Source organism: Dyadobacter psychrophilus, from assembly GCF_900167945.1.
In the GTDB taxonomy this organism is placed as follows: domain Bacteria; phylum Bacteroidota; class Bacteroidia; order Cytophagales; family Spirosomataceae; genus Dyadobacter; species Dyadobacter psychrophilus.
In genome coordinates this window covers 231,007-248,507 of record NZ_FUZA01000001.1, presented here as the reverse complement: position 1 = coordinate 248,507, position 17,501 = coordinate 231,007, and the positions used below count along the sequence as shown (strand labels likewise).

Here is a 17,501-nt window from a genome sequence, read left to right as displayed (position 1 = left end):
GATAGATATAATAAGATGCTGTAAACGATTTTTTAAATTTAAATGAAGGGGAAAATGTTAATTGCCGGCATCCAGAATGGCCTTGGCCGTCTTTTCTGTCGCGCTCGGAGCAGATGCATTTTTAGCAGCAAACTTACCATTGGGCCTGATCACCGAAAAAGTGGCCGTGTCCAAAGGATTCAGGCGAAAGAGCAAGTCCATCATCTGGTCGCCATTCATAAACAAATGTGTTCCTTTAAGCCGGTGACGGACAATGTATTGTCTCAAAAGCGCTTCCGAAGCGGAGTAATCGTCGCCGGGAAGATGCACAAAAAGAAACACAACATCCTCAGGAACACTTGCCTGCAACGTCGGAATGTAGTCTAATTCCTCCCGGCTTTTCGGATCGTCCAGATTCCATTTCGTTAAATAGACCGTCTTGCCTTTGTATTGATCCAAAACCCGATTAAACCAGCTCGTTCCGCGATCATTCGAAGCGGCCAGAAAATAGCCGGGTAGCGCCTCCGTTGGATCCGTTTTTACGCTTTTATATTCAACTATTTTGCGGATGTCGCTGCTGTCTTTCACTTCAAGGCGCACAATTTCGTCCAGCGATTCACGGAAAACCGGCAATCCGCTTCTTGATTGAATGTGTTGATTCAGAAGCAGTTGTTGTGTGTAGGTAAATCTGAAAAGATTTTTTGCGAGATAGCGGATTTTAAGGAATTCAGTTGCAGTGCTATCAAAAAGATCTGAATAAATCCTGCTTTCCCGCTCATAATTAAATAGCAGATTGAGCACCATTTCGTTTTTTGCAAAAAGCTTATTCAGGAAATCCAGCTCCGTTTTTTCGGCCAAACCATTGGCGGTGATGTTATCCAAATGCTGCTTTTCTTCGGACGTCAGACTAGCAGCGTTGTTGCGGATCAATGTTGCCATAAGCCTAACAGGCAAGGAGTTAGTTTTGCTTGGGCTTGTATATTTGCGTTCCTCCACTTTCAGGTCGGCGTAGTTCCCGAAGCGGTTGGCCCAAATGACACGTTGTGCGGTTAATGGGGGCTGTGAAAGTCGTTTGAGGCTGTCCAGCAACACTTTACTGACGTCTGTTTGATTGCTTAATGCATGTTCATACAGAATCTGCATTTGTTCGTCGTCCGCAATTGATTTTACCCATTGCAATAAAGCAGGGGAGGGGACCGTATTTTTTGCTGCCTGCTTCGCAGCCGAAAGTCTTAGTAACGCACGTTGCTGGGCCATTTCACGTGCTCCGGAAGCACTGTTTGTCCAAAAGTTTTTGAAAAAATCAGCGCCCAATGTCCTGTTCAAGCTCAGCGCCTTATTTTCTTCGGCCAGATATTGCGCATATTGATTGTTAGCATCCGCATTCACACCCGAGAAATAAAAAAGCTTGGAAGCCTTTGCTAGGGAGTCTCCATCAAATGTAATTTCAACAGTTCCCGGTGAACCCAGGAAAGTTGTAAATGCTTTTCCACCATAATCGAGATAAAATTCTTCCTGTGGAAACAAGATAGGAAGCGAGACCCTGAAACTTCCGTCAGCCTCCAGAGGCGTTTGTTTGCTAAGCTCGGATTGGGGTTGTAAAATATTGTTTCTTGAAAATGTAATGGAGGGAGCCTGCCTGTAAAGCCTGCCGTTGAGATTTAATATGCGCCCTTTAACGATCAGGGAATCAGTGGAAGCAAAAGAAAAAGTAAAGAAGCCTGAAAAAACGATTGCCAGACAGAGGAAGCGCGTGACCATACATTAATAAATTTATTATAACTAAAACATTAAGCCCTGTCTTCATTAGCAGGCAGTTGCTCGGAAACGCCATCCTCGTAACGTACATAAATGCCATGATAACGATCCTGGACACTATAATCTTTTCTCAACGGATGACCTTCCCAATCTTCGGGCAACAAAATCCGACGCAAATCCGGATGGCCCTCAAAATGGATACCCGCCAGATCGTAAGCTTCTCTTTCATGCCAATCGGCTGTTCGCCAGATGCTTGCAACAGAAGGGACAGTCGGCAATGCAGCACCTTCCGTGTTTCTGGCGAAAACTGTTTTAATCATTAGATCGTGACCATAGGGAATGGAGGTAAGATTATAAATTACTTCCATTGTTCCCACTGCCGCACCGTTATCAATTGCAGTCAGACAACCCAGATAGTCGAAATACAAACGGCTGTCCCGATATAAAAAACCACAGATTTCAGCAATGTCGTTAACGGGAACGATTAAAATTGGCTGCGGCCCTTTAAGATCCGTCTCGATTATTTTGTCTGAAAAGTTAGTGCTAACCAGCTCCGAAATTTCCTGGAAGGTCATTGTTTTTGAAAATTTAAGATTAAGCACTGACGGTTTCCTTGGCTTCCATTTCCAGAAAAAGTGCCGGAGCCAGCGGATGTTCGCCTTTGATCTTTTCCTGCAATTTCATAAAACCGCCGATTAACGCCTCCGGTCTCGGTGGACAGCCGGGAACGTATACATCTACCGGTATGATCCGGTCCACACCTTTAACCACATGATAGCCATGTTCCCAATACGGTCCGCCACAGTTTGAGCAGCTGCCCATTGAGATCACATAGCGCGGCTCTGGCATTTGTTCATACAATCTCCTGATCCTGTCCGCCATTTTGAATGTCACAGTCCCTGCCACGATCATCACATCCGACTGGCGCGGAGAGGGCCTGGGAAGTATGCCGAAACGCTCCAAATCATAATTAGAAGCATATGCGGCCATCATTTCAATTGCACAGCAAGCCAGCCCAAAGCCCATTGGCCACAGGGAAGACAATCTTGCCCAATTCATCAGATCCTCTGCATTTGTAAGTATAATGCCTCCGTCTCCCGTTTTTATTTTATCACTCATTCTGTTATTTTCCTTCCAAAAATCCAGTGGTACAGATATTGCTTGCTAAGCCATATCAATGTATACAAAAGTAACCATATTTAGTAAAAAACTGTTTCCTGCTTTGATCAGGGAGCAATTCAACAACACAACTGTATGATCAACAAATTACTTTTCAGCACCATTTTAGCCATGTCGATTTTCAGTTTTGCAAGTGCGCAAACTGACAGCACCGTGCGTATGTTCAAGAGCGGTATGGCCATTTACGCCGAGTTCGGACTGCTTCCCAACAATAAAACAATGAGGCAGCAGCTTGACAGACTGCAAATTAAGCCATTCACATCTTTCATGGGTTCCATCGTCCTCGCAAAAAGGACGGAGTCTGAACGCTGGTTTTCCGAGGGAAGGATCATTATTATGAACAGCACCAATTATACAACGGATAAGGATTCAAGAAAGGCTTATCTCAACGGCATCGGCATAGGAACGGACGGCGGGCCGAAAATTGTTAATAACCGTCGCTGGAACGTACTGATTCCCATTGGTTTCGACCTGATGCTGTATCAGCTCAAAATCAAAAGCAACCAAACCGCAACCATTGGCCAGGTCACCCAAAATCCGCAATCCTACCAACCTGTAAGACTACGCACCGGCAACATTAACTTTCACGCCGGCATCGGGGCGGATTATAAAATGAATTTGTTACCAAAATGGCATGATCAGGTGTATCTGAGCGGAAAAGCATCCTATCATTTGCCCGTTCTTGGCCGACGGAAGTGGAAAGGAGAGGATGTTACAGTAAGCGATCTTTCTTCCCTCAAACTGAACCAGATCTATGTCCAGCTGGGCCTCGTGTTCTTTCCGAAAAAAGATGCTAAAATGTGGAAAGGAATGGGAATGCACAGATAATTCTGGTTCTACTTTTTCTTCAAATCCGCCAGCTGTCCTTCAAGCAGTTTAATGTACTTATCTCTTTCTTCAATCGCTTTAAGCAGAGCAGATTGTCTTCCCTTAGGAACGTTGAACGACTCGCGGCCCTGGGGGATTTTTTGTTTTTTAACTTCCGAAATCAGCTCGTCCACAGAGACGTCCAGGATTTCCGAAAACCTTTTGAGCTGATCAATGGACGGCCGGGTCTTGCCCCTTTCAATATCGGAGTAATTAGGTTGTGACATTCCGCTCAAAAATGCCATATAAGCTTGGGTAAGTCGTTTTTCTTCACGTTTCGTGAGGAGGTTACTGGCAATGATATTCATGATAGTGTGTTGAAAGTATATGTAAGCCGGAAGGTATTTGAGGCGCAAAATCAAGAATTTTTCTATTTCAACCAAGCCGAGAAATTTAATTATAAGCACTGGTTATAAACTTATAAGCGCTGGTTATTAGGTTATAAGCACAGCCTGTTGGATTGAAGTATCGTTACAAAGCATCTTTGCATTACCTCTCAGAGCCGTTCAAATTAGTGCGGCAGGCGGGAGAGGGATAAACACATGCTAATGCTATGAAAAACGTTTTGTTATTAGTTAGGCTGCTCTTCTTTTGTTGTATGGCCGTGTTGATTTTCGTTCAATGCAAAAGGGATGAACCGGTAAAAAATTCTGATCCCGAACCTGAAACCATCCATGATCCGCTCACAATCTCACTTAATGAAGCCAGGGAAGTGGCGTCCTTCCCTGCGAAAGCCTCATCCCGCATTAACGCAGACTCTTCTGCCGCAACGCTTAGCCGTGTGGATGAAATCACCGATCAGCTTGCAATAACGGACTCTGCGGATGGTTCGCCATTACTTTACATTTTCAAGAAGGAGAAGGGCTTCGCAATCATATCGGCAGATCTTCGTGTAATGCCGATCCTGGCCTTTTCGGAATCATCCGACATTGACGTCAATAATATCCCTAATGGCGTGTCACTTTGGCTGGACATGGCCAAAACAAAGGTGCGCGAAGCCAGAAACAAAGGAGGCGAACCACATCCGATCGTCAGGAAAGAAGGGCAGAAATACCTTTCTCGAAAACTTAGGATCGAAGATTCGAATTGCATTGAATGGTATCAATACGGGCAGTTTCAATGTAAGAATAAAATGACCATTAAGGGGCCGTTGATATCGACTATTTGGGGGCAGACGCAGCTATCCACGACCAAGCTTAGCACAGCCGGAGATTGTGATGGTTGCGGGAGACGTGTGGCAGGTTGCGGCCCTGTTGCTATGGCACAGTTAGAAGAATATTACCACCCTAACCTTTCCCGTCCACGTGTTTCAGAAGGCAAGTGTGCTGCCAGTAATGCGGGAGAACATAGCTTAGGTACCCTCATGAAAACCATGGGCGATAAGGCAAAAGCCAGTTATAATTATATGGGTTCATGCAATACATTCACTTGGCCGGCTGATGTAAAAAGCGGATTAAAAAGCTTCGGATTTTCGAGTGGTGGGTCTGCGAATGAAGCTTATAACCTCGCATTAATTGAGAGCGAGCTAAATACGAACCATCCTTTGCTCTTTTGGGGATCCACCTGTTTAAGCTGCTTCAATGATTATCATATTTGGGCGTGCGAAGGTTATCAACTTAGTGAATACAGCGAATTTGATTGTGCAACAAAGACATGCAAAGAATGGTCATACACTTATTTAAGGATGAACTGGGGATGGGGTGGAAAGGCGAATGGCGACTATGCTTTCGGTCAGTACAATCCTAAGGGGGAAGATTATAATGGGAATTTGCATGTGATAACTGGTATCAGGCCTTAATATCCGTGGTTTAAAATATTAATCTAAACCGGATTTGCGATATGAAATATTTGGAGAAATTCGTAGTTATCGTTTTTGTTGTTGCGTTTACTGGAAGCTGTGACCGTAAGGATGATCTCTTTGCAGTAGGACCGCTCGCTATCCACCTTGGAGGAACCTGGATTTTAGAGAAAATTGTAACGCCAACACGAACTCTAACAGGGGCTCAGATTGGATATAGGGAAAAAAGAGTGGATCAGCATGAAGGTGATGATGATGTAGAACGTATCTACCGAAATGATACTTTGTTTGCTAAATATATTTGGGCAAGAAATCCAGCTCCAATATCCAACAAAAAAAATAAAACAGTTTTAATGTCTTACAGAGGCGGATTAAAACGATTCTTCAAGATCACAAAGCAGAGTGGGAAACCTTCAATTTTGGAAGCGTCCGACTATCTGCCGGAAATAGGAACAGCCCGCGATTCTGTAAAGTTTTTCTATACACAGGTCATGCCGCTTTAAATGATATCTGGAAAAGCGGTCAAAAAAGTACAAGGGTTCCAAACACATGCTTATGCTTTTAAAAATTGCAATGTCGATCGTCACATTTCTAGGATTAATGACTCTGGCGTTTCTGAATGGCTGCTTGAACCATGAAGTTGCAGACCCCCGATTTAAAAAATCACAAGTCACCAAAAATCAATTTTTCCTAACACAGCGGGAGGCCGTTAGCCTTATTACCAGCGATGCGCTCACATTGCTCAACAAAAATGCCAGAACATCAGAGGGTGATGAGAAAATCATCAAAGATGTCAGGAGCTTTTATAACGAAGATGGAGCAATTGTCTTTTACATTTTAGACTATGAGGATGACAAGGGATTTACATTGCTGTCTGCCGACAGAAGGATGAAGCCAATATTGGCATTTTCCGATAAAGGTGCGTTCGATGAGAAAACGGACAATCCCGGCATTCAACTGTGGTTTGATATCGTAAAGGAGACTTACAAAGGAGCTCAGCGGCAATCAGAAGCGCATATTGATATCGTCAACTATTGGAAACAACTCGAACAAATGCCAGACGGCGGAAGAACAACCGACGAGCCAATTTACACTGCGGAAGAAAGCTGCGAGTGGTTCGTAACGCACCCGATACCAGCCAATCTGACGATCCAGCATTTGACGCACAACATATCCAGATGGCGACAAGGCACCGGGTATAATGCATTTTGTCCAGCAGGTTTGTCAGTAATAAATTGTAAAGGAGATTATTCATGCAGTAAGGCGCCAACTGGTTGTGGCCCAGTTGCTGTTAGCCAGGTTTTACGATATCATCACAAACCCGTGACTGCAAACGGGCATGCATACTCATCAAATATGTTTACTGCTATGCCAATGGCCGCACCTGAACTATGTGTACCTGTTAACGCAAATCACATAAATTTAGCACAACTCTTACGTGATGTTGGGAAGGATTTGGACGCTGTTTATAACACGATTGTCCCAGCGTTAGGAATTCCTTTGTCAGGAGCTGGCTGTCAAACTTGGAATATTCCCGGCCACATTGATAATTTTTTTTCAAATCGTGGATATACCTCGTTCGATAAAGAGTTTTTTACAAATTCCGGCATCATAAATTCAGAATTGCGAGCCAGCAGACCGGTCATAGTCTTCGGTTCGAATTGCACTGCTTGTGCACCAAATCAGCATATTTGGGTTATGGATGGCATCAAGGATCTGTACGCAATTTTCAACGATCAAAACGGTTTTTGTTACGAAAATCATGCGATTTACTATCAAATGAACTGGGGTTGGGGAAACACTGCGGAGAACAACACCTGGTTTGCCTACACAGGCATTGCAGGTGGAGGAATTTTATACAATAGTTCTAATATGAGAGCATATGTCGTTCAACCTTAGCAATTAAAAGATGAGAACTTTCATACTAATGTTTTATATCAACCTGATGATCGGTTGCTATTCAAAAAATCTTGGTCCACGGGGGGATGTTATTGGAAATGGTGGTGATGGAATAACTGGCTATTGGAAGCTGTCGAAATATGAGGTCAGGGGAAAGTCGGCTAGCGTATCTGACGCTTCTGGGAAGCAGTTTTTGGTCACGGAAAGGGGATACATGGATCATGATAGTGCAAGAGTTTACTTCTATCGGAAGGGAATCGATTATCGGGTGTTTTCATTTTATAATGCTGCAATTGATAGCACAGACAGGTTTCTTGGTGTGCTATACAATTACGATTTCAACAAAAAGACCAAGCAGAGTGCTTTCTATTACCGAATGAACGAATCGGTCGGCTTTTTGGCGGTCCTAGACCAAGATATCACCGCAGGCATTACAACCAAATTGAGATTAAGCAACATCATGAAAAGTGAAACCTATAAACCGGAACTTGACACGCTTCGTTACATATACGAACCGACAAAAAAATTCAGATGAGTCAATTATGGTGTCAGGAGATCTGATCTACAAAATTTGACGAGTCTACTTCTTCCCATACTTTTCATTCACCTGACTGTAAAGATCTGCGGGAACCGGTGAGTTAATTGCGGGGACTTGGGGCTTTGGCCTTACCCAGTCGAGGTAACCTTTACCCCAGGCGTAGGCCAGGCCGAGAATGAGAATTCCGATGAAAACGGTCATTTCCGCAAGGGCGAACCAACCCCATTGGCCGTTTGTCTGCGCAATGAGATCTTCGTTTCCAAAAACGACGGCCCAGGGAAACAGGAATAAAAGCTCGACTTCAAATAACACAAAGATCAGAGCGATCACGTAGAAGCGAACATTGAATTGAATGTTTGCATTGCCGAGCGGGTCTTCGCCGGATTCATATGTTGTTAGTTTTTCTTCGTTTGGCTGGTGGGGGCGCAGGAATTTTGCAATGGTCAGCATCAGGCCTAACAGGGCAATTGCTGCAAGTATAAAGAGTAATATGTAGCCAAAATCAGAGATCATAATTCGGGACTCGTTTGCACAAAGCTACTGATTTTAGCGTCTTGACGGCGTTTTTGAAATGAAAACCTTGGAGATAAAACAAAAATATTGAGGCTGACCATTAAGAAATGAAACAAGATTTGTTTGAAGACGAACCGGTTGTTTCTTAGAAACTGAGCCAAATGGTCCTAACGCTTAGCCCGATTACCAATACACCAATGATGAGCATTAAAGGCTTGCGTTTGATCTTTCCAACAAGCATCGCACCGAAGGGAGCAGCAATAACACCTCCGATAATCAGCCCTGAAACAACCTGCCAGCTGCTTACACCCGTGAAGATGAGGAAGGTAACACCGCTTGCAAACGCAATAACGAATTCAGCAGCATTTACAGAACCAATCGTGTAACGGGGATCACGACCCTGACCGAGCAAAGTGGAAGTAACAATCGGACCCCAGCCACCGCCACCTATGGAATCCAGAAAACCTCCCGCAGCCGCGAGGATGCCAATTTTCTTGGTTTTATTTTTAACCAGGTTTTTTTGCAGCGCTTTTCTGATGATAATCAGACCGAGAATGAGCATATATGCTGCAATGTACGGTTTCACAATGTCGCCATCAATAACATCGGAAAGGAGATACGCACCTACAATTGCCCCGATTACACCCGGAATTAAAAGGCTTTTGAAGAGCTTTTTGTTGATATTTTTATAGCGAAAGTGGGAAATAGCAGAAGCACCGGTCGTGAACATTTCAGCTACGTGCACGCTTGTGCTGCTGATCGCGGGTGGGACGCCCAAACTGAGCAGAAAAGAAGTGGAAGTTACTCCGTAGGCCATGCCCAATGCGCCATCTACAAGCTGTGCAGCCAATCCAACCAAAAGATACAACGCAAAGTCGCTCCCGATAAAAGTATTTACATCTTCCTGACTAACTGATAATGAGCCATGTACGAAAAATAGTGTGGATAGTAGAATCACAATAATAGCGGGAACAAAATACCAGCCTGATATTGTGGGGAGTTTAAGCGAGAGCACTTTTGTAAGCATTACTGTTGGGTTATTTAGTATCGCCGTTGAACAGGAAGTTACAAAAGTAGTAAAACTATTTAATCTACGTAATTAATAGATTATTAAAATTTTAGCAAAGGTTTGTTTTACCAAATGATTTTTAAAAGAGAAACGCCCTGTGCAGGCAATGCGAAATTCAGCTGGATTTGACCATTCTCAACGTTCATCCATCGCGGAGAAGTCAATGTTTGTAATTGCCCTGCGCTTTCCAGAACCGCTATTTGCTCTTCGGTCGGCTTCTGCGGAGAACCCATTTTTTTCCAGACTTCATATGCGTTGCTATGTTCCTGATCGATCCGGTAATGGTGCACCTGGACGCGTTTTGCACTCAGTCCGTTGAGTTGAAGATTGACTGGAGATGGCGCAACAATTTTATTGTCATCGTGATAATTCCAAACCATAATAGCCGCCTCCTCCACATTTTTTGTGGCAAATGCGTTAATGTCCCGTTCTCCCCGCACACTTTCCTTTTTCAGTTTTTCAAAGTTATAGGCAAGATCTTGTTTTACCTCGACGCGATTTCCATCCATCATTCCAAACATTCTGAATACATTTAAAACGGGCTTGTCAACACCATTAGTCGTCAAATCCCGGAACCCCCTGAACCAGGGCTGATCCTCAAACTCAAATGCCCAGGTCACTGCACCGAGTAAGTTGACGCCCCGCGCGTCGGCCAGCTCATGCTTCCGGGCAAATGATGCTGCCGTGTAGGCGGAATACATGGTCCCGTTGCGGTAAGCGTTTTGCGGATGAAGGTCTTCTGAGCAGGCGGCGCAACCCTCTGGATCCGATTCGCCGATGATAATGGGCAGGTTTTTGAGGGCAGGATAGGAAGCGACGATTTCGAAGCCTTTGTCAATGTCTCTCAATTGTGTCCCCATGTCCATTCTTACAATGCCGTCTACAACTTTGGGATTGCCTTTTGCGTGAAAGGTTATAAAGTCAAGTGGTGAACCTGTTTTGCCAGTCACGTAATTTTTCCCGCCAACGACGTGATCCAGGAAAGTCTTGAAAAATTTGGCCGAAACATCCCAATTGGGTCCGGTAACTTCCGGTCCACCTATTTTTGCGGTAGGCAATGCACGTTTTACAGCGTCGGCGGAATAATCGTATAATTTAATGTATTCCTCAGTTGTGCCTTTCCAGTAGCCGATATTGGGTTCGTTCCAGAGCTCCCAATACCAGGTTTCGACCTCCTCTTTTCCATACCGCTCGATTGAATGTTTCACCCATTGGAACACAAGCTCGGCGAATTTTTTGTAATCATTAGGGGGATAAGCCCAGCCCGTATAAATGTCATTATAATTATCGCCTGGCTTCCAAAAATGCCTGTAAGGCTGCGGTTTACATGATAACGCTTCCGGCATAAAGCCAATCTGCGCGATTGGCCGCATGCCCCTTTCAATATAAGTGTCAAAGATTTTGTCAACTACCGTCCAGTCATACACCGGATTTCCTTTTTTGTCTTCAGTATAAACATTGGTCGAACCCCATTTCAATGCCGCTACGCCATCACCTGTCACGAGCATGCTGTGTGCGCGTACATAAACCGGGATTTTACTGAGCTGCGAGATTTCTGTTAGCAATTTCTTGCCATCTTTCATATATGTATAATTCGGCTCATCATAACCAAACCACGCCCAAATCGGCTTCGCCGAACCCTTTTCGACATTTAGGTTGACTTCAATCGTGACTGGTTTTTGCTTTGTTTCCTGCGCATTGATAAGATGAGAGCCGAGTAGTAAAAGAAATGAAACAAGTAATTTTTTAAATGACATAGAGCTGCGCGTTATAGCTAATACCCAGAAGTGGTGATTCGCATTGGTAAGGATATCCACTTAAAAAACTACTAGCGCTGACATAGAATTCACCAATTTCCAGCCCAGAAACTTGCTCCGTTAAATCCGCTTTGCATGAGGAGTTTTGCTGCCAGGGTGCTTCTTTTTCCTGTTTGGCAGTAAAACACGATCGTTTTGTTGGGCGGCAATGTTGAAATAATGTCGGGGATTTCGGATAGGGGAATGTTCACTCCGCCGAAATTGTCTGCCTCAAATTCATTGTACTCGCGTACATCTACCAAATGAATTTGACCGGGATAGGAAGTTTCTATACGCTCAAATTCTTCATAAGTCATTTCGCTGGGTTCTGCTAGCGGATCGTTTTTTAAATTGGCAGATTCCTTAGTCCTGGGGGTTGGAGGACTGGTTTGTTCAGATCGCGAAAATTCGAAAATATTTGTAGTATTGGTCAAAGCATTCATGACGAGCAGCCTGCCGGATAATGCGTTGCCGATTTCACAAATGATCTTGATCGCTTCATTTGCCATGTAAGTGCCGATTATGCCAGGCAAAATGCCGATCACGCCAGCTTCCGCACAGTTATCTCCTTCTTCTGCATCGGGGAAAAGACAACGGTAAGTAGGGCCGCCCTTATAATTAAAAACGGAAACCTGCCCTTCAAAACGAAGTATGGAGCCGAAAATCAATGGTTTGTCAAGTTCTACGCAAGCGTCATTGACCAGATAGCGGGTAGGGAAATTGTCCGAGCCATCGATAACGAGGTCATAGTTTGCAATGATTTGGTTCACATTATCCTCCTGCAGGCGGACTTGGTGGGGAATGAGTGTTACGAAAGGATTTTGAGCTTCTAATTTTTCGACGGCAGCAAGGACTTTACTCTTTCCAACGTCGGCTGCGGAATAAAGAATTTGCCGGTGCAGGTTCGTCATATCCACAACGTCATCGTCCACAATTCCAATGTTCCCGACACCCGCAGCAACCAGATATTGCAGCACCGGACAACCCAGACCACCTGCTCCAACGACCAGCACCTTGGCGGCTTTCAGCCTTTCCTGGCCAATAAGCCCCATTTCGGGCAGCAATATCTGTCTGCTATAACGCTTGCGTTCCTGTTGCTCAAACATATTAATTGAAATTTATTGAACAAAAATCTGGTCCCAATCCTTCCAAACCGGTTCATAACCACTTGCCCGGATCATCTCGGCAATTTGGGCCGGAGTGCGTTCGTCTGAAATCTCAAACTGTTCCAGCGACCCTGGTTCAACTGCGTAGCCGCCCGGATTTGTTTTGGAACCCGCACTGATAGACGTAACGCCAAGTCGAATGCAATGATCCCGAAATTGCTCAGATTCACGTGTCGAAAGAGAGATTTCCACTTCCTCGTTCATAATCCGGTACGCACAAATCAGCTGTACAAGCTCCCGATCGGTCATTTCTACCTTCGGTTCAAGCCCGCCGGAGAATGGCCGCAAACGGGGAAACGATAAACTATAACGCGTTTGCCAATAGGTTCGTTCGAGATATTGCAGATGTGCGGCGGTAAAAAAACTGTCTGTCCGCCAATCTTCCAGCCCGATCAGTACACCAAGTCCCATTTTATGTATTCCTGCTTGTCCAAGTCTGTCCGGCGTTTCCAGGCGATAATTGAAGTTGGATTTTTTGCCCTTTGGATGGTGCTTTTTGTAATCTTCCTTGTGATAGGTTTCCTGATAAATCAAAACCGAATATAGCCCCAGCGCTATCAATTCCTCGTATTCAGCTGTTTCCAATGGTTGTACTTCCATCGAAATCTGTGAAAAATAAGGCCGGATCAATTGGATCACTTCTTTGAAATAAGCCGTATGGACTGTCTGATTTGCCTCACCGGTCACAAGCAAGACGTGGTCATAGCCCAGCGATTTGATCACATTTACCTCACGCAGAATTTCATCCTGCGAAAGGGTTTTTCGCCGCACTTTGTTATCCAGGCTAAATCCGCAGTAAGTGCAAATGTTCGTGCATTCATTTGACAAATAAAGCGGAATGTACATTTGCATGGTTTTGCCAAAACGCTTTTGGGTCAGTTTGTGGCTGAGTTGAGCCATTGGTTCCAGGAAATTAGCTGCCGCAGGAGAAATGAGCGCTTTGAAGTCTTCTAATGTTCTCTTTGAAGCCAAAAGCGCTTTTCGAACATCATCATCCGTTTTGGAATAAATGCTGGCCTTAACCTCCTCCCAATCGTACGCCTCAAATTTGTTTTTAAAGCTCATAATCCAAAAACGCGGTTAAGGGACTGCTGGCCACAGCATAATGTTCCTGATTTCCCAAACGTGCTTCAAAAGCCATGCGCCCAGCTTTCACAGCCAATTTGAAAGCATCGGCCATCGCCACCGGATCACCTGCGACCGCAATGGCCGTATTGACCAAAACGGCATCAGCACCTATTTCCATCGCTTTTGCAGCGTCCGACGGGGAGCCAATTCCAGCATCTATAATGACAGGAACATTGCTTTGCTCAATGATAATTTCCAGAAAATCGATTGTTTTCAAACCCTTATTACTGCCAATGGGGGAGCCGAGGGGCATTACTGCTGCTACGCCCACTTCTTCAAGTCTTTTGCACAAAACCGGGTCGGCATGAATGTAGGGCAGGATTACAAAACCTAATTTTACCAATTCTTCCGCAGCTTTGAGCGTTTCGATAGGATCGGGCAGGAGATATTTTGGGTCCGGATGGATTTCGAGTTTGAGCCAGTTGGTTTCCAATGCTTCCCTGGCCAGTTGCGCTGCAAAAATTGCTTCTTTCGCAGTTCTTACACCGGATGTGTTGGGTAAAAGATTGATATGCGGGTGTTTCAAATGCAGCAGCATGTCGTCCCCGGCATCATTCACATCCACGCGGCGCAGTGCGACGGTAACCAGTTCAGAACCCGAAGCCAGCAGCGATTTTTCCATTAACGCAGCGGAACTGAACTTTCCAGTCCCTGTAAAAAGCCGCGATTCAAATGATTTATCTGCGATTTTCAACATAATATTTCGTCAAGTTTTTGGACTGTTTCCTTTGGTTCTTTTGATTGAATCAATGCAGAGGACATGGCAACGCCGTGTAAACCTGTTGCCAATAATCCGGGAATGTCATCAGGCAAGATGCCGCCAATAGCAATGATCGGGATCTCAATGTTCGTTTTGACCAGCCTTTGCATCAACTCGTCATAACCTCCCAATCCCAGGATCGGACTGAGATTCTGTTTCGTTCCGGTAAAGCGAAATGGCCCTAATCCAATGTAATCCGCACCTTCATTTACCCGCAAAAGAATGTCTTCAAATGTGTTGGCCGTGCCGCCAATAATCATATTGTGACCAACAATTTTCCGGGCTTCGGAAATGGGCATATCGTTCAAGCCCAGATGTAATCCATGCGCATTCACCGATCTTGCAATGTTCGGGAAGTCGTTGATGATCAGCTTCGCAGTGTAACTGTCACACAGTGATTTAGCTGCTGTCGCTATCTCCAAAATCTGCGCTTCCTCCTGATTTTTGACCCGTAACTGAATCCATCGGCAACCTGCTTCCAATGCAAGCCTTATACTTTCCAGATGGCTCATTTCAGCTGATTGACTTGAAATGAATTGCAGCTTTTCAATTTTCTTGAGATCTGATTTCAATTGCCGGGGGCCTAGGCCCCCGGCAATGTTTAAAAATTGAAAATTGGAAGAATGCCAGATCGCCCCTAGCATGGCGGCGCCGTCGAAATTCATTTCTTTGATTTTTTCAATATTCGAATGAGCAATTCCTCCGATAGCGATCACTTTGACGTTTTTTTGCTCATTTTTCAAATAAAAATCATCGTGGATAACGCGCTGATAGCCTTTTTTGGAAATACTATTGAAAACCGGCCCGAAAAATGTATACTCAAACGCGGTAGAAAGCGCATTGAGCTCGCTAATGTCATGAACGGATGTGCTAAGCTTAAAACCGGCATTTTTCAATTTTTCCAACATAAATTCAGGCGTGCCTTTTCTCAGGTTTTCTGGGAAATGCAGTCTGTTGATCCCGAATTGCGCTGCGAGTTCATGATGCGTATGCAGTGCAATTTTGGGATAAAATTCAGGGTCGATTTCTCCTAATAACCGATTCAAATCTGCAACATTGCCGTCGGGTTTCCGGAGGTGCAGGCGCAGCATTCCTTCCCTGAAAAGCGCGTTAATCCGGTGCGCTTCATGGGGGATAAATTCGGGATGCGAAATGGCGATTATTTCCATTTATAAGTAAATCTGACTGCCCAGACTGGCAAATTCGCGTGATTTTTCTTCCATACCCTCTGCAATTGCTTCTGCATTGAGATCATGCTCTTCCGCATAATCGCGCACATCCTGAGTGATCTTCATCGAGCAGAAATTGGGGCCGCACATTGAACAGAAATGCGCAATTTTGGCGCCTTCTGCAGGAAGCGTTTCGTCATGGAATGATTTGGCTGTTTCGGGATCGAGCGAAAGATTAAACTGGTCTTCCCAGCGGAATTCGAAGCGGGCTTTGCTCAATGCATTGTCGCGATATTGTGCCCCGGGATGCCCTTTGGCCAAATCCGCTGCGTGAGCTGCGATTTTGTAAGTGATCACGCCGTCTTTTACATCCTTTTTATTGGGTAATCCCAAATGTTCCTTTGGTGTAACGTAACAAAGCATCGCCGTCCCGAACCAACCGATCATGGCCGCGCCGATCGCTGATGTAATGTGGTCATAGCCAGGTGCAATGTCGGTTGTTAAGGGTCCCAATGTATAAAATGGAGCTTCCTGGCAATGTTCCAATTGCTTCTCCATATTCTCTTTGATCAAGTGCATAGGGACGTGGCCAGGACCCTCAATAATGGTCTGCACATCGTGTTTCCAGGCAATTTTGGTCAGCTCGCCCAATGTTTCCAGTTCGGAAAATTGTGCGGCATCGTTTGCATCTGCAATGCAGCCGGGGCGTAAGCCATCGCCGAGTGAAAATGCGACATCATAGGCTTTCATAATCTCGCAAATTTCCTCAAAATGCGTGTATAGGAAATTTTCCTTGTGATGCGCCAAACACCATTTAGCCATGATAGAACCACCCCGGGAGACAATTCCGGTCAGCCTTTTGGCCGTAAGCGGAATATAACGAAGCAAAACCCCGGCGTGTATGGTAAAATAATCGACGCCTTGCTCAGCTTGCTCTATCAGTGTATCGCGGAACAGCTCCCACGTCAGATCTTCCGCTTTTCCATTTACTTTTTCCAAAGCCTGATAGATCGGAACTGTTCCGATGGGAACGGGTGAATTGCGGATAATCCATTCGCGGGTTTCGTGAATGTTTTTTCCCGTTGAAAGGTCCATAATTGTGTCAGCGCCCCATCGACAAGCCCAAACGGCCTTTTCAACTTCTTCTTCAATCGTGGATGACACGGCCGAGTTTCCGATGTTTGCATTGATTTTAACCAAAAAGTTACGTCCAATGATCATCGGCTCACTTTCAGGGTGATTAATGTTTACCGGAATTACCGCGCGGCCTGCGGCAACTTCCGACCGCACAAACTCGGGCGTGATAAAATTAACCGGCGTATTTGCGCCAAAACTATGGCCGCGGTGCTGATGCGAAAGCGAGCCAGCCTTACCATTTAATTCCAACAAATTTTCCTGGATCCGCTGATTTTCACGGATCGCAATGTATTCCATTTCGGCAGTAATAATGCCTTTTTTTGCATAATGGAGCTGGGATACATTAGCACCCGCCTTCGCCCTGAACGGCTTGGTAATGTGTGCAAAACGCAATGTGTCCAGTGACGGATCCGAAAGCCGCTGTTGTCCGTAATTGGAACTGATGCCTTCCAGTTGCTCCACATCCTGCCGTGCTTTAATCCATTCCGACCGCAATACCGGCAAACCTTTTTTGACATCAATTTCCACATTGGGATCAGTAAACGGGCCGCTCGTATCGTAGACGGTCACAGGCGCGTTTTTTTCAACCTGACCAGCTCTTCCATGCAAACGCGTATCTGTCAATGCAATTTCCCGCATCGCAACGGACACATTATGCAGGTTGCCTTTTACGTAAATCTTCCGCGAATTGGGAAACGGGTCTGTGGTCACACTGCCGCTTTGTGGCGTTTTCTCAGTTTTCATA

The 17,501-nt window shown here is 45.0% G+C and carries 17 protein-coding genes; 5 read left to right on the top strand and 12 right to left on the bottom strand.

Features of this window, described 5'->3' with window-relative positions; translation table 11 throughout:
- Positions 1 to 57 precede the first annotated feature (57 nt).
- The 3 genes from B5X68_RS01185 to nuoB are packed head-to-tail and all read right to left on the bottom strand — an operon-like array spanning position 58 to position 2,856.
- Positions 58 to 1,740, bottom strand: coding sequence for a hypothetical protein (locus B5X68_RS01185; protein ID WP_082212851.1), 1,683 nt, complete (start codon positions 1,738 to 1,740; stop codon positions 58 to 60).
- 29 nt (positions 1,741 to 1,769) lie between these two features.
- Entirely contained in the window at positions 1,770 to 2,312 is a 543-nt protein-coding gene (locus B5X68_RS01180; protein WP_082213927.1) for an NADH-quinone oxidoreductase subunit C, read from the bottom strand.
- Positions 2,313 to 2,331: 19 nt separating this feature from the next.
- Positions 2,332 to 2,856, bottom strand: coding sequence for an NADH-quinone oxidoreductase subunit NuoB (gene nuoB / locus B5X68_RS01175; RefSeq protein ID WP_082212850.1), 525 nt, complete (start codon positions 2,854 to 2,856; stop codon positions 2,332 to 2,334).
- Positions 2,857 to 2,991: 135 nt separating this feature from the next.
- On the opposite strand from nuoB, the gene B5X68_RS01170 reads away from it, so the two are divergent.
- Complete coding sequence (locus B5X68_RS01170) at positions 2,992 to 3,744, top strand: hypothetical protein (RefSeq protein WP_082212849.1); 753 nt, start codon at positions 2,992 to 2,994, stop codon at positions 3,742 to 3,744.
- Positions 3,745 to 3,752: 8 nt separating this feature from the next.
- Here the strand turns inward: B5X68_RS01170 and B5X68_RS01165 are convergent, their stop codons facing one another.
- Positions 3,753 to 4,091, bottom strand: a complete 339-nt coding sequence (locus B5X68_RS01165) for a helix-turn-helix domain-containing protein (RefSeq protein ID WP_141110157.1) — start codon at positions 4,089 to 4,091, stop codon at positions 3,753 to 3,755.
- A gap of 245 nt (positions 4,092 to 4,336) precedes the next feature.
- Between B5X68_RS01165 and B5X68_RS01160 the strand changes: the two genes are divergently transcribed.
- The 4 genes from B5X68_RS01160 to B5X68_RS01145 are packed head-to-tail and all read left to right on the top strand — an operon-like array spanning position 4,337 to position 8,015.
- Positions 4,337 to 5,581 carry a Spi family protease inhibitor gene (locus B5X68_RS01160; protein ID WP_082212847.1) on the top strand — a complete coding sequence of 415 codons (1,245 nt, stop codon included), beginning with the start codon at positions 4,337 to 4,339 and terminating at the stop codon, positions 5,579 to 5,581.
- A 41-nt stretch (positions 5,582 to 5,622) separates the two neighbouring features.
- Complete coding sequence (locus B5X68_RS01155) at positions 5,623 to 6,084, top strand: hypothetical protein (RefSeq protein WP_082212846.1); 462 nt, start codon at positions 5,623 to 5,625, stop codon at positions 6,082 to 6,084.
- Between the two features lie 52 nt (positions 6,085 to 6,136).
- Positions 6,137 to 7,480: a C10 family peptidase gene (locus B5X68_RS01150; RefSeq protein WP_170916549.1), complete on the top strand. Its 1,344-nt coding sequence runs from the start codon at positions 6,137 to 6,139 to the stop codon at positions 7,478 to 7,480.
- 10 nt (positions 7,481 to 7,490) lie between these two features.
- Positions 7,491 to 8,015 carry a hypothetical protein gene (locus tag B5X68_RS01145; RefSeq protein WP_141110156.1) on the top strand — a complete coding sequence of 175 codons (525 nt, stop codon included), beginning with the start codon at positions 7,491 to 7,493 and terminating at the stop codon, positions 8,013 to 8,015.
- Positions 8,016 to 8,060: 45 nt separating this feature from the next.
- Here B5X68_RS01145 and B5X68_RS01140 read toward each other — a convergent pair whose 3' ends face one another.
- The 8 genes from B5X68_RS01140 to thiC all read right to left on the bottom strand — a co-directional run bounded on the left by B5X68_RS01140 (position 8,061) and on the right by thiC (position 17,500).
- On the bottom strand, positions 8,061 to 8,531 hold the full coding sequence (locus B5X68_RS01140) for an NADH-quinone oxidoreductase subunit A (protein WP_082212843.1): 471 nt from the start codon (positions 8,529 to 8,531) through the stop codon (positions 8,061 to 8,063).
- A gap of 145 nt (positions 8,532 to 8,676) precedes the next feature.
- On the bottom strand, positions 8,677 to 9,558 hold the full coding sequence (locus tag B5X68_RS01135; RefSeq protein ID WP_082212842.1) for a sulfite exporter TauE/SafE family protein: 882 nt from the start codon (positions 9,556 to 9,558) through the stop codon (positions 8,677 to 8,679).
- Between the two features lie 107 nt (positions 9,559 to 9,665).
- Entirely contained in the window at positions 9,666 to 11,357 is a 1,692-nt protein-coding gene (locus B5X68_RS01130; protein ID WP_082212841.1) for a GH39 family glycosyl hydrolase, read from the bottom strand.
- A gap of 89 nt (positions 11,358 to 11,446) precedes the next feature.
- A complete protein-coding gene (moeB, locus tag B5X68_RS01125) occupies positions 11,447 to 12,502 on the bottom strand; it encodes a HesA/MoeB/ThiF family protein (protein WP_082212840.1) in 1,056 nt (351 codons plus the stop codon).
- Between the two features lie 12 nt (positions 12,503 to 12,514).
- On the bottom strand, positions 12,515 to 13,627 hold the full coding sequence (gene thiH / locus B5X68_RS01120; RefSeq protein ID WP_082212839.1) for a 2-iminoacetate synthase ThiH: 1,113 nt from the start codon (positions 13,625 to 13,627) through the stop codon (positions 12,515 to 12,517).
- Complete coding sequence (locus B5X68_RS01115) at positions 13,617 to 14,387, bottom strand: thiazole synthase (protein WP_082212838.1); 771 nt, start codon at positions 14,385 to 14,387, stop codon at positions 13,617 to 13,619. Before B5X68_RS01115 ends, thiH begins: the two co-directional genes overlap by 11 nt.
- Entirely contained in the window at positions 14,381 to 15,619 is a 1,239-nt protein-coding gene (locus B5X68_RS01110; RefSeq protein WP_082212837.1) for a thiamine phosphate synthase, read from the bottom strand. Before B5X68_RS01110 ends, B5X68_RS01115 begins: the two co-directional genes overlap by 7 nt.
- Entirely contained in the window at positions 15,620 to 17,500 is a 1,881-nt protein-coding gene (gene thiC / locus B5X68_RS01105) for a phosphomethylpyrimidine synthase ThiC (protein ID WP_082212836.1), read from the bottom strand.
- Position 17,501 lies beyond the last annotated feature (1 nt).

Excerpts from the sequence above, each read along its gene's own strand:
- B5X68_RS01185 (WP_082212851.1), bottom strand. The coding sequence starts at position 1,740 with ATGGTCACGCGCTTCCTCTGTCTGGCAATCGTTTTTTCAGGCTTCTTT.
- B5X68_RS01180 (WP_082213927.1), bottom strand. The coding sequence starts at position 2,312 with ATGACCTTCCAGGAAATTTCGGAGCTGGTTAGCACTAACTTTTCAGAC.
- nuoB (WP_082212850.1), bottom strand. The coding sequence starts at position 2,856 with ATGAGTGATAAAATAAAAACGGGAGACGGAGGCATTATACTTACAAAT.
- B5X68_RS01170 (WP_082212849.1), top strand. The coding sequence starts at position 2,992 with ATGATCAACAAATTACTTTTCAGCACCATTTTAGCCATGTCGATTTTC.
- B5X68_RS01165 (WP_141110157.1), bottom strand. The coding sequence starts at position 4,091 with ATGAATATCATTGCCAGTAACCTCCTCACGAAACGTGAAGAAAAACGA.
- B5X68_RS01160 (WP_082212847.1), top strand. The coding sequence starts at position 4,337 with ATGAAAAACGTTTTGTTATTAGTTAGGCTGCTCTTCTTTTGTTGTATG.
- B5X68_RS01155 (WP_082212846.1), top strand. The coding sequence starts at position 5,623 with ATGAAATATTTGGAGAAATTCGTAGTTATCGTTTTTGTTGTTGCGTTT.
- B5X68_RS01150 (WP_170916549.1), top strand. The coding sequence starts at position 6,137 with ATGCTTTTAAAAATTGCAATGTCGATCGTCACATTTCTAGGATTAATG.
- B5X68_RS01145 (WP_141110156.1), top strand. The coding sequence starts at position 7,491 with ATGAGAACTTTCATACTAATGTTTTATATCAACCTGATGATCGGTTGC.
- B5X68_RS01140 (WP_082212843.1), bottom strand. The coding sequence starts at position 8,531 with ATGATCTCTGATTTTGGCTACATATTACTCTTTATACTTGCAGCAATT.
- B5X68_RS01135 (WP_082212842.1), bottom strand. The coding sequence starts at position 9,558 with ATGCTTACAAAAGTGCTCTCGCTTAAACTCCCCACAATATCAGGCTGG.
- B5X68_RS01130 (WP_082212841.1), bottom strand. The coding sequence starts at position 11,357 with ATGTCATTTAAAAAATTACTTGTTTCATTTCTTTTACTACTCGGCTCT.
- moeB (WP_082212840.1), bottom strand. The coding sequence starts at position 12,502 with ATGTTTGAGCAACAGGAACGCAAGCGTTATAGCAGACAGATATTGCTG.
- thiH (WP_082212839.1), bottom strand. The coding sequence starts at position 13,627 with ATGAGCTTTAAAAACAAATTTGAGGCGTACGATTGGGAGGAGGTTAAG.
- B5X68_RS01115 (WP_082212838.1), bottom strand. The coding sequence starts at position 14,387 with ATGTTGAAAATCGCAGATAAATCATTTGAATCGCGGCTTTTTACAGGG.
- B5X68_RS01110 (WP_082212837.1), bottom strand. The coding sequence starts at position 15,619 with ATGGAAATAATCGCCATTTCGCATCCCGAATTTATCCCCCATGAAGCG.
- thiC (WP_082212836.1), bottom strand. The coding sequence starts at position 17,500 with ATGAAAACTGAGAAAACGCCACAAAGCGGCAGTGTGACCACAGACCCG.